The organism is Sutcliffiella horikoshii (assembly GCF_008180725.1).
GTDB classification, from domain to species: Bacteria; Bacillota; Bacilli; order Bacillales; family Bacillaceae_I; genus Sutcliffiella_A; species Sutcliffiella_A horikoshii_B.
In genome coordinates this window covers 1-14,568 of sequence record NZ_VTEV01000008.1, presented here as the reverse complement: position 1 = coordinate 14,568, position 14,568 = coordinate 1, and the positions used below count along the sequence as shown (strand labels likewise).

Sequence of the window (14,568 nt, the reverse complement as noted above, 5' to 3'; positions counted from 1 at the left end):
TGTTTCAGTACTAATCAAAAAAAAAAGAAACTAGCTGCTAACACTAGTTTCTGACGGTAGCTTAATAGTAAATGTAGTTCCCTTTCCAACCTCACTCTCCACTTCTATTTTCCCTTGCAATAACTCAATAATTTGAAAAGAGATGGTTAAACCAATGCCAGTTCCCTTATCCTTAGTCGAATAAAATGGTGTTCCCAATCTATCCACTTGTTGTAGTGTCATCCCCACACCGTCATCGATAATCTCTATTAATATTGTTCCTCGATTGCTAGAAGCCTTAACGGTCACCGTTCCATCCTTATCGATGGCTTCAATTGCATTTTTTATCAAGTTGATTAAGACTTGTTTCATTTCATCCTTATTTGCCTTTATGTACAATTCTGCTTCAATCTCATGACGAATTGTCGTGTTGTTAATAGCCGTATAAGTGGTCATGAGCTGTACTACGTTTTCTAATTCTTGAGATACATTTACCCTGTCCATCCCTTGTTTATTAGGTTTGGCAAGTGATAGATAATCTTGAATAATCGTTTGGGCCCGATCTAACTCTTCAATAGAGATATCAATATACCTTTTTTGAGAACTGTTTAGATTGTCATCTTGACTCATCAACTGCAGGAACCCTCTTGTTGATGTCATTGGATTTCTGACTTCATGCGCAACTGACGCTGCAAGCTCACTTACCACTTTAAGCTTCTCTGAACGTTGCAATTCATGCTGCAATTGCATTTGCATATTCAAATTTTCAATAATCATAATAGCTGTTACTAAAGAGACCCAAGTAATAAAAGAAACCAATACATTTAGAAGAACCTCTTTCTCTTCATTCAGGTAAAATAACCTGATTGCTCTGGTTGCTGTAATGAGTAAAAATAAGAAGGATATGATTGAAATCTTCTTTTTTAAGCTTAAACTTGTATACCTATTTCGAAATGCTATCAGTAGCCCAGCTAGAATTAAGTAATTTATCAGCATAACAACAAGATTGTTGTCCCCGATTATATACAGATAATAAAGCATGGACACCATTACTGCAGCCCCTGTAAACAAACCACCATATAAAAATGATAAAATGATAGGTATCAACTTTTGATCATAATAAGACCCCTCGGTTACCTCAATCGGAAAAGACATCGTACAAATGACCATAAAAATTCCTAGATTTTCAACCATATCAACGCCCCTACCAACATTAGCTATCGTTTTTCCTTGTTAATACTTCGCTTTTCTTATCATTTATTCCTCCTTTTATCCCATAAGAAAAACCAGCCCCTCGGCTGGTTTTATTTAAGCAAATTTTTTATTTTGCTCTTTCTTAAAGAACTCTTTCATCGCATGGAAAACATCGGGCTTTTGCTTCAAAATGTAGTGTCTGAACTTCTCGTCATTTACATTCTTATAAGCTGACATCAATGTAGAATGCCTATTATACTGGTTGAACAACACACCATATACACGGATTTAAAAATAGAAAAACCCTATAGGTATAGTAATACTTATATGTAATACATACTATATATAATATAAATAATATAATATATAAATAATATAATATATAAATAATATAATATATATAGTATATATTTTATAGAGGGGGTGCTTTTCCTTTTCATTTACTGTTAGGTATTTGATGAAGGAAGCACCCCCTCCTTAATTTTTTCTTTTTATATATTTTTTTCTTCTAGCTGTTTTTTAGTTTCCACTGGAGCAGGTAACTTCGTAATAAATTTCCCATAACCGTCCTTCATTTTGATTAAATTTAATGAGTGGAATCGTTTTAACTGCATCAGATCTTCCAGTTCGAATGGCTTCAATTCGTCTTGCAGCTCTTTAAAGTTTTCCTTGTCACACCCTGCAATTAACATGTAACTGGCATTCGCACTTCGTAACTCTGTACGTATATGCTTAATTTGATTCAGGTAATGACAGCTGATAATTGGCTTGATATTGAACTTCGGTAACCGGCTCAACTTGGTTGTCAGGAATTTCTCTGTATTCTCCACCTGGTAAAGCTCATCGATTACCAGATTTACCTTCTTCATCTCACCTCGATTCCCTTTGAACTTCATTTTCCTCATCTGCAAGGCCATCCATATTTTTGTGATCCAGTAAGTAGTGTACACGTCTTTCTCATTGTCTGTTGTAAACATGTGCTCCGGCATCTTGATACAAATTAGTTGGCTCTTTTGCATTTCTTCTACCAAATTAATATTGTTCGTTGTGGACTTCTTGAGCATTAATTCCATGTAGGTGTTCGCCTTCAATTTGTTTAAGCGGTCAATGATCCCCACAATGAGATTCAATTTTGTACCTACTAGGGCACCGTCCTTTACTTCATCTAGTTCTTTTAAACTGGTCATGTACTCCATCATGTTCTCTTCTTGGTTCTTTGGTACCTTTACGAGAAACGAATGTCGGGCTTCATGGTTTTGTAGCACATGGAACACATCTCGAATGCTTCCTCCAGTAATAAAAACAACCAAGGCTGCGCTAACTAAGTAACGCTCCATCTTCGGTGACAAATGCGTATCAGACGTATTAATGGAATTGACAAGGGTCATCAGCTGCGTCGTTTGTTTCTTGGCATTATCATATTGGATGAATGGATCCGCGCTAATTCCTACCTCGTTGTACCCAAGACCCTGGAGTTTCTCAAAGTCGTTACACTCAATGTTCAGGACTCTTTCTTTACCGAACAATTCCGCTACTTCTTCACTCAGTTCACAGTTTCCGATGTAGTCAAAAATGATGGTACACTCATCCGCCTTCAAGGAGTCGTAAGCTAGATTTCCAATCAAGGTGGATTTACCTGCACGGTTCGGTCCGATAAGCACTAGGCATAAATGCTGGAATTCCTTATCAGTAGACAGAAATGCAGGTAGCTCCTTTCCCCTGTAGGTAGAAAATCCGATACCTAATTTACCTTTTCTTAACTCTTCTGGAACCTTCACTTCTTGTGTATCCACCCTCTCGATAAAATTATACTTTGAAAGTATTTCCCTTCCAGCTAGTGACAGAAAGTTTTGAGATTCTTGATCGCTCATTCTGTTCCGCTCCCCTCCAGAAATGGTGTAATCCGTAAATCGAAAATGCTTCTTTAATGGTTTTGCTAAAAGCCGATTGTCATCTGTAATGGTCTCAAAACTCTGGGAAAGACTCTTGGCATTGTTCAACTGCCGTAGTCTATTTTGGCTTTCACTTAGTACAACGATCTGGGTATTTAATACGGTAGCCGTCGCTTTTTTCCTGGTACACTCACTAATCTTTTCCTTTGCGTTCAACCTTTCCAGTAACCCTTCAAACATAGAGGTTTGTTGGTCTTCTTTCTTTTTGTCGCCAGTTCCTGCAGCTGTGCTTAAAACGTCATCCACTAGTTTGAAAACACCGTTCAAGCCTAATTTTGTCATGTAACTGACTGACCATTTATTTCGTTCTGTCGGTAAGTTGTTTTTCACTTTTTCCATGGTATTACGGTACTTACTGATCCACGTATATTGAGACACGGGTATAAAGTTGTAGAACACTCCTACCCGGTCCCCTTCTTCCAGTACATCCACCACATTCAATTTTGAATTCAGCAAATCATTGTTGCTGCGGTTCGTTGCTAGACTTAAAGCATCTTCCTTTTGATATGCTAACTGTAATCGTGTTGCAGCATCACTAAATTCCGGTATTTCCTTCACCTCTTCCACAGTTAAACTGCTCCAAACATCAGTCATTTTTTCCTTTACAATGGAGTAATGTTGTTTTGGTACAATAATATAAAACTCCATTTTCTGTTTTTCCATGTACACATAATAAGCAACTTTTGCAGCGGTCTCTATTGTGTATTTTGTGCCAAATACCACTTCCTTTCTAAAGAACTTAATAATCTTGGCGTCTTCCTTTTTAATGGTATGGGTGATGTTTTTATAAAGACTGGAGATTGTTCGGGCAAGTTTGTGAGTGGATTGATTGCGGATAGAATTATTAGGTTTCAATCTCAAATACATGTATTCCGGTTTGATCATCTGTAGGTAGTTTGACAGTTTTATAGATTTCATTTCCCTTCCCACTTTTTTACCGTTTTAATTTTTAGGCTTTCCTCCTGGTGCATAAGGGCCCCCATGTTCATGGCCCAAACGATTACTAAACTTCCAATGACTATTGCCAACTTAAACTCCCCCTAAAGTCATTAATATCAGTATTCTTGCCACTGTAAGGATACCCATCCAACGGATACCGCCTTTCCAGCCTCCTACATGCAGCAGTAAACATATTCCACCGCCCACCAGGGCAATGGCTCCTGAAAGCTCCACCAAGACCTCGCAGAGACCTTCCAGGATACCGTATGCTGTTTCCTTGGTTGTTTTTGTTACCGTCTTACCAAATAACCATTGTGTAATAGCGCCTGTAGGTTCAAAGATAGATAGTGCTTTTGGTGCTAGACTGCCGCTTAGATCCGCTACCTGTTCCGCTATTGGAGTAGGGTCGATGTACTCCCCGTCTTTCCAAAGTCCGAAATGCAAGTGGGCTCCAGAGCTGTGACCCGTATTCCCGCTAGCTCCAAGTAAATCACCAGCTTTTATCACTGCTCCTTCTTTTACGGAAATAGAATCCATATGCCCATATATTGCTCTGGTACCGTCTTCCAGTTTTAAGATGACCCCTTTCCCGATATTCTCACTGCCATAGTTCACAACACGTTCCACTACTGCATCTCCGATAGCTCGTAGATCGGTACCTTCTGGCATCGCAAAATCAATACCGGTGTGAGGCTTTCCATCCCTGATTTCTTCCATTATTCCAAACTTGGATGATATTCTGAACTTCAACACGATCACCCTTTACTATTTCTTTTGCTGCCCTTGCATTCCAGTTACTGCTAACACCTTTTTCAATTCCTCTGGCAATTGACCTTCTGATACTTTCTTTTGACCTTCCATAGATAAATAGACTTTGAAATTTTTCATCCTAATTTCCTCCTTTAATTTAAACGATCAAATAATTGTTCAATACGATCCATGGCATATGGATAGGAAAGCAATAACAGGAAAATCATGACATGAGACAGGAAACTCTTTTTAGCATGCTCGTAATCTCCGTCACTTGCACTCTTAAAAGTGGAGATTGCTCCCTTACAAATGATGATCCATTTTCCTACAGATAAAAGTTCTCTATAAATTGGTTCGGCCAGTTCATCTATCCCAGCACCCACTGGAGCTGCTAGTGACACATCCACAAATCCTGTCGTAAGAAACACGACTGTCAATCCTGTTACCTGATACACTTTCGAATACTTACTAAAGTGGTCATTCAACTTAATGGCAAGTGGTTCGCTTTCTACAGGGCCATTCCGTAAAAAAGTGGTAATGGACCCTACTGTCTTAACTTTTTTCATAAAAATCCTCCTGTACGTGCATTTTTTACGGAATGGCTGCATAAGCTGTCGTAAGAGCGCGACTGCGTCCGTGGCCCCTTTCTACCCTCAGCTTTTAGAAGAAATTATCGAGTGTCCGATCCAGAGCTTCGTCAAGGTTGACGGGGTTTTTTTCTTTGTCCTTTTCCAATAAATCAATCTTGATCTGCGGAACATTCCTTGTTTCTTGTAATACATGTAATACACTCTGTTGAGGCTTCCCAGTAAAATACTGTGTTAGTGCATTTCGGTATTCACTGGACCGAAACTGTTTGGGGATCTGCTCAATCCTAGATATGATTGTGTCATCGTTTAACCGAAAGCTGACCATTATTCCCACGACCCCAGGCCCTCCTTCCTAACTTGTAATAGCCTTTTACGTTTGCCAATGAAGGATTGAGTGAAATTCGAGACTCTCCAGGTAACTTAAGGTACCGAAACAACTCATGCCCGCCTCCTCCAGTTATGATGATAAGGTCTAATTGCGGCCAATACGTTTCTACTTCCCCTTGAATTTGTTGTGCCAGTGCTTGAAATGCTTGCTCCGATGCACTTCTGTATTGCCCTCTACGGACCATTTTCTCTAGGTCGTAAATAGGTACATCAATTCCCGCATCATTCATCGCACGATATGCCACAGACATCCCCGAACGTAGCGACCTGGAGTAATCCTGTGCTACTTCCAACCCATCCAAGACAAGTAAGTCATTGGTATAGAAACCAATGTCCAGAACTCCAATCCTTCCTTTGGCATACTTCTTCATGTCTTCCTTAATGTTCCCTTCCCTGTCTAAAAGAAAATCGATGGCAGAGCCTAGTGGCTGCGGTACCAGTTTCACTTCATCAACAGAAATGGTTCTTTCTATCCACTGCCCACCTACTTGAATGTTGATGTCATGATCTCGCTTAAATACCTTTGAAAGTTCCTCTTTTTGCTGAAAATAAAAGGTTACTGGGAGCCCTGTCACTACATTTACATTTCTTCCTTTTGCGAGTAACCCCAGCGCCACTTCCAGTAGAGGTTTGGTACTCTCATGTCCTGCCTTATTTTCTTTTAGTGAAAACATCTTGGTGGCGGATTGCCTAAGTGCTAAGTCCCCGATAAATAAGCTGCGTTTATTGTCAATGATTCTATTTAATGGTTCTGTATCTGCTTGAACAGTGGACTCAATTAAATTTCGGGAAGGCCCAACCACACTGGGAAACATGATTTCTTGAAACAAGTTCTTTCCTTTTACATTTCCAAACCCTAAATCTAAGCCGATAATTTCCGTCATACTTTCTTCCCCTTTCGGTATTACATGTATTACAATAACAAGATATGGAGGAGAGCTTGTCGAGTTTCCAACTATTTTTGTATTTTTACAATTATTTTTATAAAAGAGTTTGTTCATGCTTGTCGAATATAAACAATGGGTGATAAAAATGAAATGTAGGTTAAAGGAATGGATCGCAAAAAGCAAGCGTACACAAGCAGATATCGCAAAAGAAATGGGTTTAACAGATCAACAGTTATCCAACTGGGTAACAGGACGTAGCGTACCCCCATTAAAAAAAGCGATGCAAATAGCCAAAATACTCGGATGTGATATAAGCGATATCTGGGAATGGGAAGAAGATTGATAGCTTAGTCGAATTCAGTCAAGTTCGATGAAATAAACGAATTTAGGAGTTTGAGAGAAATGAAGAAACAAAGATTAGAAGTAGGAGATGAAGTCATAAGTGAAGATAATCTCGTCGGTACATTAAAAAGACTGGAGAATGAAGGACTTTATTATGTAGAAGGTGTTCATGATCTGGCAGGAAAGTGGACCACAGGTTACGACCACCTCTGGAAGTTTGAACAGAGCTGGAGATTATACAGAAGAAAAAGGAGCTTTGAAGGAGGATCAGCTCAGAATGACAGTCATAAATAACAAATATTTAAAAGATTTGAAAGCAGCCGTTGAAGAATATGGGGAATGGAATGAAGTTATCGGATATCTGAAAGCAAATGACTTGGACCCAGAAACAACAAAACGATGGATAGATTGTATATTAGAGATCCAAGTCATTTTAGATGATATAAAGACAAAAAAGAACACCTCCAGCTGAATTAAGCTGAGGTGCTTTTTTGTTGGGCATTCATGTATTTTTGTGATTCCTGATTTTCGATAATCGTTGCCAGGGAAAGAAGTACCAAACCAAAAAATGTTCCAGATAGAATAGAAAAACCTGCAAAAACAAACCGCAAAGGATGAGGCTCATCAATAATAACTGTATTAATCTTCAAACCGAATACACAATAAGCTGCCACTAAAACTCCTACCACAATAAAAACTGTACCAAAAATTCTTCCTGCATCACTCATAAATTCATCCAACCTTTCCAGTATTAGTTATTAGCCTAATTATACTAGATGTTATGCAGAAAAACGTAAAACTTTCCAAAAAATTAAAAAAATCGTTCTAAACTTCTGAGGTGAGAAGTTTAGAACGATTGCGATTAATACAATTTAGAATTAGTAATGGTACTGTCATTATCCCTTGGAGCGTAGATGTTCACTTTTCCGAAATGGGAAGTCTGGATCGTATACACATCTTTTTGTGGGTTGCCTAGAATTTCATAAGATAACCCACCGAATTTTTTCGGATTAAGTTTTCCTTTTTCATAACCTATCTTTGTTACCACCGTTAATGGATACACTCTCCAGCTGTTCATATGAGGCTTCAAGTTTAAGAACCGCTTGGAAGACTTGACCACTTTTTTCACATACTTGTTGTCCACATTAGATATCCATTGTCCATTTCCGATGTTAAGCCATTGATTCTTTACTTCATAAACTTTTACTTCTTCTCCTCTGTGAAGTTGCTTCACAGATGGGAACTCGGTAGAAGGTCCTTTACGGATATTAAGAGTCGCGACATTAACTTCTCCAGTCCACAGGACTTTAACTGGAGTTGTTTTTACAGGTTCTTTCGTAATACTCTGCTGTTTAAAATGGATTCGTTGGCCTACCTTTACCTTAGATGGATCTTTAATGTTGTTCCAAGCCTGAAGATCCTCCACTGTAAAACGAGCGTCATTGTTGGCAATTCCCCAAAGCGTATCACCTTGCTGCAGGTCGTAGAATTCAGGAAGTTCTTGCACCGGTGTATGATTCAGGAATTTGAATACTTCCTTATAATCAAAGACGCAGCACGCTTTCCAGCCGTAACCCGGGAACTCATGATGAGATAAATCCCCGTTTCCGATTCCGTCTTGATTAAGAACATCCTGCAATTCATCGATTGTCGCCTTTGTAGCCTCGTCCATCTCCTCAAAACGATAGTCTCCAGCGACACAGATACCAAGTCCCCAGTCATTACTATTACCCACATTATAGGTCAGTAGCGAAAAGTCATGACAGTAAACGATACGAGCTCTTGGGCCTTTAGGAGTTTGAATAATGTTCTGTGGTTCAATAACGAATGTATATCCTATTCCAGGCCAACCAAGGTTTTGAACATGATACTTGGCAAAACCAAGGGCATTAGAACCGGATAATGCCTTTGCGGTAATACTGTGGTGCCAGGCACGTTTACAGTCTTTCAAGGCCGTTTTTCTTTTCTTATAGCTACCCTTTTTAGGAAGGGTTTCCCGGTGATCGACCAGCTGGGGAAGAGTTTCAAATTTATAGTTACTCATTGTCCTTTTCCTCCTCTTCTTTATTGATCACATGCAATTTTTCTGTAATGACAGTTGGGACTTTTACACCAATTTGTGCAAGGTTCTCCAGTATAGAGAGGCCTTCATTTGCGATATAAAAAAGGACCGTAGCATATGCCACCGCCCCATTTAACCCCAGTATATTGTCAATTACGTTTGCAATAATAATAACCCCGAACACTAGCATCTTCCTTGCGTATCCAAAAAGCGCGTTACGACTTCTGAGCCTTTTTAACTTAATCGCTTTAAAGATTCCTGTTATGATATCCACAAACATCAAGAGTGCCAAGAAATCAAGAAACTTTACGCCACCGAACAAGTAAGCTTGTACAACCTGCAAACTTTCAATGTTAATCCACATATATTAATCCTCCTGGGGTGTTGCTAGAATTTGGTCTTTCTCTTCTTCTGTTATTAGTCCCTTGGCATAGTAACTTTCAACCTTTACTTCATCAATCTTTTTTCTTTGCCACATACTCAGAATGAATGGGTACAAATCGCTCATAGCCTCACTCCTTTCTTCTCTAAACTAGGTCCAACAACGCAATGATTGCGGTTTCTGTATTTTCAAGTCTTGCAAGAAGATCCGCGTTTTCTTTTTCTAAATCTCGCTTCTTAAAATTATTCTTAACGTCTTGATTAATAATAATTTCTGTTACTGTTTCACCGACTTCTACCTCATCCGGCAATACGATGAAGTTTGTTTTGATCCCTTTGATTGCTCCGTGCTGCCATGATATTTCATCTTCTCCGGTGACTACTTGCTGTATGTCTTCCTGGATATCCAACACTCGATTTTCGTCATTGTATAAAACGAGTTTCAAGTTTCATCACCTCCTCTTATTCGTAAGTAATTTCAAGTTTTGCATCTACGTAAAACTTAGCGTAATTAGATGTACTAGTACTGTTCACCCAAATCCCAATTCCCTTGAAGGAGCCACTTTGAAAGCCAGAATAGAAACTACTTGGTATCGTAATCCACTTTCCTTCTCCCCATTTGAATGAAGCAGTTGTGGAAGGTGACTGATAAGATGGTTCGCTTCCTGGTCTTCCAGTATAGGTGTGTGGCCTGAATGTACAAGACACCGCACCACTGTTTCCACCTTGATCTTTCCTTTGGACATAAAGACGCATGGATTTAATGGTTTTCCCTGTAACAGCATTAGACGGTGAGCTTCCAAAGAACCATAAGCCTTTATACGCACCAAATCCGCCCCAATACCCTTGAACAACAGCATCCTCACCATAGCCGTCCGTAAACCATTGCCCTCCGTACTGTGGTCTCCAAGAGTCTCCCTTGTATGTTCCTGTGCTGTTCCAAGTACTTGTTGTTTCGGGAGCTGGTGGTGGAGCTGGCGGCGGCGTGTATGGGTATGTGAAGGTAGCAAATATTTCTCCACCCATCGTTTTGTGTTCGTTGGATACTCCTCCTTCTGGAGCTGACCCTCCGCCCACAAAATATCCTCCATAAGCATAGATACCACGTATAGCGCCCATTCCAGTATTATCTCTAGCCCAACATGTTGCTCCATATCTAGCATTTATACAAGCATCCACACTTTGTATATCACTCTCTGAAACTTGTGCATATCCACTCTGCAAGATATCAAAACCGCGTTCAGAGTTGTTGCCATGTAAGTTGATTTGCCTAAAATCAGCATAAGCATTTTGGTAAGAGGAAACTACAGCGTAACTGTTTGCTCTTCCATTAATAGTAAACTGTTCAAAATATAAGTTTAATAGGTTACTCCCCGCGGAAATATTTCCAACAATCTTTGTTTGAGTCTTACTTTGACCACGAAAGTATATACTCCCTCTTCCAACAAATCCACGGACAGTAATGTCTCCTCGGTGGGTGCCCCCATGACTTAGGTAAATATTAGCTACTCCATCATAGTATCTAGGAATTCTTCTAAGGGCTTCATTTACTGTTGCTAAAGGGGCATTCCATGAAGTCCCGTGATTCCCATCATTAGGGGTTTCGCCGTCTCCTATAGCTACATCCGCCACGTAGAAAGTCAGATTCTCTTCACCATAACTAACAACGTTAGGAGCTTCTAAATGCGCGACATATAGGTTACTGAACCCTCCACGTTCTGCGTCTAAGTCAGCAATAATTTCACCCTGGTCATTTAAAACAATCATTTTACCGTTACCATTTTCAGGACCACCAAGTGTTAACGTACCGCCCTTAATCCTGTCAAATAACATGGTACCCACAGTTATAAGATCTGCTACAATCCCTGAAGCTGTAAGAGCTGTTCTGAAGGTTTGTCCACCATCGGTACTAACTCCAATACCAGCAGAATTCAACACCACTAGATGATTTGGATTAACCTTACTTCGAAGTATGAACCCATTAATAAATTCCACTTCCGTTTGGGCGCTATGAAGATCCGCTGTTGCTCTTTGTACAGCAGCATCCAAAAATCCTAATCGAACTTTTCCGTCTTCGTCCGTAATTTTATCCAAGAATTTTTGTGTGTTACCAAGATTGGCATTACGATGTATTGGATTTTTACGGATGTTGCTAAGGGTAACAGCACATTTAATAATGTTCCCCTTGCTGTCTTCCTCCTCTTCAATCCGTAGGATCCTTGTCTCAATGTTGATTCCCATAGGTTCGTAGATTAAAAGAACGTTATCCCCTTCAATTGGAACGTCATAAGGGTATCCAGCTGCCCTCATATCTGCGAAATCCACAGTTATGGCGACAGGTATTGTATCTGGTATCTCTCTTTTTATACGAGCTAGGAGGCTTGTAGATGAAGTGTATTTTTCATCTCTTATCGGAGGGGCGTGTTTTCTTTTAAACGGACCGCCTTCGGCTTCATCTAAAGGACTCACGTATTCTACCTCTAATCCGTCCTTACCAAAGCCTTTGATATAGGTAGAGAAGTTAGCGCTGTTTATTGTTTCGTCTAGCATTTTTATGTTGTGTTTGTACCTAAACTGGAAGTCAGAATTGTTCCCAATTTTCTCCCTAAACGTAAAATGAGTCCCCTGAATAGAGAACTCCACTTTAAACTTGTTGAGAGCTTCTTGTATTAAAGCAAGGGCATTGTCATCGCCAAACTTATCGAACTCTTGGTTCGGGAAAGTACCGATAATGGTGTACGTGTATTCAGTACCTACAAATAGAAAGCTTAAGCACGTATCCAATGATTTAGATCCTGAAATAAAGGAGTATACATAGTGATCCACAAGATCTGTATTAAATTTCTGCAATGCTTTTATTGTTTTTTTAGACTTCTTACCTGCTGATTTCGCACTATACAGCTTAACAACATAATCTATTCCTTTATATTCAACAAAACTCTCCGATCGTATAAGAGGAAATGCATACATATTCTCCACCGTGTTTAGTACAGAAAAACTAATGCTTCGTTCCCCATTAACTTCCCTGATCCTTTTGATGGACCCGACATCATATAAAGGTTCTGACTGACCTAGTACATCTGTAATAACTGGAGTTGCAGGTTTCGGTTTTTGATAGACAGTCACCATAAGAACCTCCTTTCTAAAAAAGAAAAAGAGCCCCAATTGGGACTCTCTACTGAACTAAAAATCTTTTATGTTGTTGTCTTTTTCTTTCTTCCGTAATCTGCGCATACCTAATGGTCGTTTCTGGAGAGCTATGACCAAGGAGCTCTTGTACAGCTGCTATCTCAGCGCCGTTATTTAGCGTAAGTGTAGCAAAGGTATGTCTCATCGTATGAGGACTTACCTTCTTCTCAATACCAGCTGCGCGAGCAATTTTCCTTATTTCATCCTGTATTCCGCGTTTGGAAAGCCTTCTAATGGGTCTTCTTACAGTCACCATTAAAGCCTCGCATTCATCATCACGGCTTTCTAAGTATAAATTAAGATGGATAAAGGCCCGTTCCGAAAGGTAAACTTCTCTTTCTTTGTTCCCTTTACCAATCACTCGGAAGCTCATTGTCTGGTGATTTATATCTTTGATGTTAAGTGCTTGTACTTCAGACAAACGGCACCCGGTAGCATAAAGAACTTCTAAGAAAGCACGTTGCCTTACGGTCTTGCATGCAATTCTCATACGCTCCAATTCTACAACTGTAAGAGCTTTAGACATTCGTTTTTCCACTTTGGGAGTTTTAAGTTTAATAGTCGGGTCTCGTTGTATGAGTTCCTCCCCAGCTAACCAACTAAAGAAACTTTTTAAGGTAGTCAACTTTTTACCTACAGTGCTCATTTTCAGATGACTGTAGCCGCCTAAAAACACTCTTATGTCTGCTGCAGTTATGTTTTCCGCTCTTTTCTTAACTCTCTCCGAGAATATCCTTAGTTCTAAGGCATACCCTTCTAATGTACTGGAGGCTAGGCCTTCCAACTTCTTTGTAGCTAAGAACAATTGAATCTTTTCGGTTAAGTCTGGGTGAACCTCATCTTGTTCGACTTTGGTTATGTGGTAGTTAGTGATAATGGAGGACAATTCGTTCTTCGTCTTGTCCACATTGATTGGAAGCAGCTCCGAGATATAAGCAGTGATTTGAGAAATCATCAATTCCCCTGCGGTTTTTATGGTAATCCTCTCCTTTAATATTTCGTTGTGACTCTTTTAAAGTGTCGGTTCTATTTTAAAAATAACATGTCACTTTTTGCGTGTCAAATGATTATTGACACTTTTAAAGAGCCATACTTATAATAAAGGAGGAGGGGGACGTTTATTTTATGATTAAAACTAATTTACAAACCATACTGGATGATAAAGACATTTCTATTCGTCAGGTTTCAAGAGACATCGATTATAGGTTAGAGACTGTGAGGCTGCTATACCATAATCAATTAGAAAGAATTCCAAAAGATCTTCTTGATAAGTTATGCAGTTACCTAAGTGTGTCTCCTGGAGACCTTCTCATTTATGAGGACAATGAAAATGACAACAATTAAAGATGTGGCTTCCGTTCTAACAGATATTTTTAATGAGGACCAAGACCCTTTAGCAGAGATATGGTTGAAAAACGACCTCATAAAAAAGCGACTGGCAACTAGTTATGATGACTGGATATTAGACCATGAAGATCAACCTGACATGCAGTTTTCTTTACGTGTTCATGTAGATTATTACTTAGATATGGCGGATAGATTCCCTAAAATAATGAACCCCGGACGTAAGTAATCCGGGGTGTTTTTGTGACCAAAATCTGTTGTTTTTCACAAACTTTCTATCCGCACCGTTTCCATCCAAAAGTTCATTAGTAGTTAAAGTAATCTTTTAAATGCGTAGCGATTTGCTTATCTGTATTGTCAGTAGCGATTACCTTACCAAACTTATTTACAACAATGTAAGGTTGGTCAAGAAACCATCCTTCACGATAAATAGTGCCGCCTTCCGGATCGCCTAACTCATACACGTTACCGAAATGCTTCATGGCTTCTGTTCGTGTTGTGATTTTGATGCCTTTTTCAATAGCTTTACTAATCAGGTATTCCAATTTTGACGAAGTAAAGGCAGTTTGCCA

General features: G+C 39.4%; 20 protein-coding genes and 1 pseudogene. 5 read left to right on the top strand and 16 right to left on the bottom strand.

The annotated features are described in order from the left end of the window. Positions 1–30: 30 nt before the first annotated feature. The 8 genes and pseudogenes from FZC76_RS18155 to FZC76_RS18125 all read right to left on the bottom strand — a co-directional run bounded on the left by FZC76_RS18155 (position 31) and on the right by FZC76_RS18125 (position 6,675). A complete protein-coding gene (locus FZC76_RS18155) occupies positions 31–1,173 on the bottom strand; it encodes an ATP-binding protein (protein WP_148989590.1) in 1,143 nt (380 codons plus the stop codon). 114 nt (positions 1,174–1,287) lie between these two features. After that, positions 1,288–1,437: pseudogene (locus tag FZC76_RS18150) on the bottom strand (sporulation protein YhbH); the annotation flags it as partial. A 227-nt stretch (positions 1,438–1,664) separates the two neighbouring features. Beyond that, positions 1,665–4,043: a type IV secretory system conjugative DNA transfer family protein gene (locus FZC76_RS18145; RefSeq protein ID WP_148989589.1), complete on the bottom strand. Its 2,379-nt coding sequence runs from the start codon at positions 4,041–4,043 to the stop codon at positions 1,665–1,667. 111 nt (positions 4,044–4,154) lie between these two features. Next, complete coding sequence (locus tag FZC76_RS18140; RefSeq protein ID WP_148989588.1) at positions 4,155–4,814, bottom strand: M23 family metallopeptidase; 660 nt, start codon at positions 4,812–4,814, stop codon at positions 4,155–4,157. Positions 4,815–4,829: 15 nt separating this feature from the next. Then, positions 4,830–4,952 carry a hypothetical protein gene (locus FZC76_RS23585; protein WP_262372717.1) on the bottom strand — a complete coding sequence of 41 codons (123 nt, stop codon included), beginning with the start codon at positions 4,950–4,952 and terminating at the stop codon, positions 4,830–4,832. Between the two features lie 14 nt (positions 4,953–4,966). Continuing rightward, positions 4,967–5,380, bottom strand: a complete 414-nt coding sequence (locus tag FZC76_RS18135; protein WP_148989587.1) for a hypothetical protein — start codon at positions 5,378–5,380, stop codon at positions 4,967–4,969. A gap of 94 nt (positions 5,381–5,474) precedes the next feature. Then, a complete protein-coding gene (locus FZC76_RS18130; protein ID WP_148989586.1) occupies positions 5,475–5,738 on the bottom strand; it encodes a hypothetical protein in 264 nt (87 codons plus the stop codon). Beyond that, a complete protein-coding gene (locus FZC76_RS18125) occupies positions 5,704–6,675 on the bottom strand; it encodes a ParM/StbA family protein (RefSeq protein WP_148989585.1) in 972 nt (323 codons plus the stop codon). Before FZC76_RS18125 ends, FZC76_RS18130 begins: the two co-directional genes overlap by 35 nt. A 148-nt stretch (positions 6,676–6,823) precedes the next feature. Here FZC76_RS18125 and FZC76_RS18120 point away from each other — a divergent pair, with 148 nt between their 5' ends. The 3 genes from FZC76_RS18120 to FZC76_RS18110 are packed head-to-tail and all read left to right on the top strand — an operon-like array spanning position 6,824 to position 7,492. Further along, complete coding sequence (locus FZC76_RS18120) at positions 6,824–7,021, top strand: helix-turn-helix transcriptional regulator (protein ID WP_148989584.1); 198 nt, start codon at positions 6,824–6,826, stop codon at positions 7,019–7,021. Positions 7,022–7,080: 59 nt separating this feature from the next. Next, the gene (locus FZC76_RS18115) at positions 7,081–7,314 is read left to right on the top strand and encodes a hypothetical protein (RefSeq protein ID WP_148989583.1); all 234 of its coding nucleotides are present in this window, start codon (positions 7,081–7,083) and stop codon (positions 7,312–7,314) included. After that, positions 7,298–7,492: a hypothetical protein gene (locus FZC76_RS18110; RefSeq protein WP_148989582.1), complete on the top strand. Its 195-nt coding sequence runs from the start codon at positions 7,298–7,300 to the stop codon at positions 7,490–7,492. Before FZC76_RS18115 ends, FZC76_RS18110 begins: the two co-directional genes overlap by 17 nt. A gap of 1 nt (position 7,493) precedes the next feature. On the opposite strand, the gene FZC76_RS18105 is transcribed toward FZC76_RS18110, so the two are convergent. The 7 genes from FZC76_RS18105 to FZC76_RS18080 form a co-directional block, all read right to left on the bottom strand. After that, positions 7,494–7,748, bottom strand: coding sequence for a hypothetical protein (locus FZC76_RS18105; RefSeq protein WP_148989581.1), 255 nt, complete (start codon positions 7,746–7,748; stop codon positions 7,494–7,496). 134 nt (positions 7,749–7,882) lie between these two features. Then, positions 7,883–9,064, bottom strand: coding sequence for a LysM peptidoglycan-binding domain-containing protein (locus FZC76_RS18100; RefSeq protein ID WP_148989580.1), 1,182 nt, complete (start codon positions 9,062–9,064; stop codon positions 7,883–7,885). Further along, a complete protein-coding gene (locus FZC76_RS18095; protein ID WP_148989579.1) occupies positions 9,057–9,446 on the bottom strand; it encodes a phage holin family protein in 390 nt (129 codons plus the stop codon). Before FZC76_RS18095 ends, FZC76_RS18100 begins: the two co-directional genes overlap by 8 nt. 3 nt (positions 9,447–9,449) lie before the next feature. Next, positions 9,450–9,590 (bottom strand): hypothetical protein, encoded by a 141-nt coding sequence (locus tag FZC76_RS23230; protein ID WP_187442143.1) that lies wholly within the window; start codon positions 9,588–9,590, stop codon positions 9,450–9,452. A 19-nt stretch (positions 9,591–9,609) separates the two neighbouring features. Then, positions 9,610–9,909, bottom strand: coding sequence for a hypothetical protein (locus tag FZC76_RS18090; RefSeq protein ID WP_148989578.1), 300 nt, complete (start codon positions 9,907–9,909; stop codon positions 9,610–9,612). 16 nt (positions 9,910–9,925) lie between these two features. Continuing rightward, positions 9,926–12,592 carry a phage tail protein gene (locus FZC76_RS18085; protein ID WP_148989577.1) on the bottom strand — a complete coding sequence of 889 codons (2,667 nt, stop codon included), beginning with the start codon at positions 12,590–12,592 and terminating at the stop codon, positions 9,926–9,928. A gap of 46 nt (positions 12,593–12,638) precedes the next feature. Beyond that, positions 12,639–13,607: a tyrosine-type recombinase/integrase gene (locus FZC76_RS18080; protein WP_148989576.1), complete on the bottom strand. Its 969-nt coding sequence runs from the start codon at positions 13,605–13,607 to the stop codon at positions 12,639–12,641. A 170-nt stretch (positions 13,608–13,777) separates the two neighbouring features. Between FZC76_RS18080 and FZC76_RS18075 the strand changes: the two genes are divergently transcribed. After that, positions 13,778–13,996 (top strand): helix-turn-helix domain-containing protein, encoded by a 219-nt coding sequence (locus FZC76_RS18075; protein WP_148989575.1) that lies wholly within the window; start codon positions 13,778–13,780, stop codon positions 13,994–13,996. After that, positions 13,983–14,225, top strand: a complete 243-nt coding sequence (locus tag FZC76_RS18070; RefSeq protein WP_148989574.1) for a hypothetical protein — start codon at positions 13,983–13,985, stop codon at positions 14,223–14,225. Before FZC76_RS18075 ends, FZC76_RS18070 begins: the two co-directional genes overlap by 14 nt. Positions 14,226–14,301: 76 nt before the next feature. Here FZC76_RS18070 and FZC76_RS23225 read toward each other — a convergent pair. Next, positions 14,302–14,568 (bottom strand): hypothetical protein (locus FZC76_RS23225; RefSeq protein WP_187442022.1); only part of this gene is annotated, 267 nt, incomplete at its 5' end.